The following is a 1375-nucleotide window of genomic DNA, read 5'->3' as shown; positions in this document are numbered from 1 at the left end:
CAGCCCCTGGCGCAGGATCGATTCGAGGCTCTTGTAGCTGCACGCGCCGAGGCTGAGGGCGCGACGGCAGGCCAACTCCAAGCGCACTTCGCCATGGATCTTGCCCAGGCGCAGGATGCCCAGGCAGGCCCGGTAGCCTTGGGTTGGGTGGATGCGCCGTTCGAGGATGTGGCTGATCACGCCGGCCGTGTTCGGCCCGGTCTGCTCAGCCCAGCGGATCAGCCGTTGTGGCGTCCACTCGGCGTGCTCGCGATGACTCTTGGGCATGTGCTCGGCCTGTGTGCTGTGCCGGCCCTTGTGCGGTGAGCGAAGGTGGCTGGCCACCCGCTGATTGGCGTGGAAGCACTCCACCGTGCGCGCTGTCAGGCGTACTTCCAGTTGTTTCTTCACCAGTTGGTACGGCACCGAGTAGTAGTGCCCATCGACCTCGACGTGGTAGTCGATGTGCACCCGCGCCTTCTTCCACTCGGCATAGACGTAGGGCTGCTCCGGCAGTGGGCGCAGCGCTGGACGATCCAGGGCTTCGAAGGCCGAGTGCCGGGAGCCCGGCAGCTTGCGAAACGGTCGTCGGTTGAGCCGCTCCAGCAATAAGGCGATGGCGCTGTTGAGTTCGTCCAGGGAGAAGAACTGGCGGTTCCTCAGCGCGGCGAGGATCCAGCGCTCGACCACCTGCACGCCGACCTCGGCCTTAGCCTTGTCGCGCGGCTTACGCGCCCGCGCCGGCACCACCGCCACGCCATAGTGCTCGGCCAGATCGCGGTAGCTCGGGTTGATGTCCGGCTCGTAGCGATGGCTCTTACTCACCGCGCTTCGCAGGTTGTCCGGCACCACGATCTCCGGCACACCGCCGAGAAAGGAGAAGCAGCGGGCATGTGAGCCCAGCCAGTCAGGTAACTGCTGCGACCAGGTGGCTTCGGCGAAGGTGTAGCTGGATGCACCAAGCACCGCGACGAACACCTGCGCCTGGCGGATCTCGCCGCTGTGGCGGTCGATCACCGGCACCGTCTGCCCGGCGTAGTCGACGAACAACTTCTCGCCAACGCGATGTTCCTGGCGCATCACCACGTCCAGCTTGCCCTGCCAGGCTCGGTAGTGCTCGCAGAACCAGCTGTACTGAAAGCCTTTCGGCTGGCTCAAGCGATACTCCTGCCAGAGCAGCGCCAAGGTCACGCCCGGCCGGCGTAGCTCGGCGTGGATCATGGCCCAATCGGGCAGCGGTCGTTGCTCGGAGGGTACCGCCGGCGGTGGCGGGAACAGTTGCTGCTCCAGCTCGGAATCGGACAACGAACAGGGCCAGGCTAGACCGCTGGCGGCAAAGCGACAGAGGTAATCGCCGACGGTGACACGACCGATCTGCACGCTGACGGCAATCTGG

At 65.6% G+C, this 1375-nt stretch carries 1 protein-coding gene; it reads right to left on the bottom strand.

Annotated features, from left to right (window positions below):
• Positions 1 to 1375, bottom strand: a 1375-nt coding sequence (istA, locus tag H165_RS0118085) for an IS21 family transposase (RefSeq protein ID WP_017940322.1), incomplete at both ends; no start/stop codon positions are given.

It is taken from the genome of Pseudomonas thermotolerans DSM 14292, assembly GCF_000364625.1.
In the GTDB taxonomy this organism is placed as follows: domain Bacteria; phylum Pseudomonadota; class Gammaproteobacteria; order Pseudomonadales; family Pseudomonadaceae; genus Aquipseudomonas; species Aquipseudomonas thermotolerans.
Note: the sequence above shows the minus strand (reverse complement) of the source record. Positions and strands in the feature narration are given on the sequence as shown.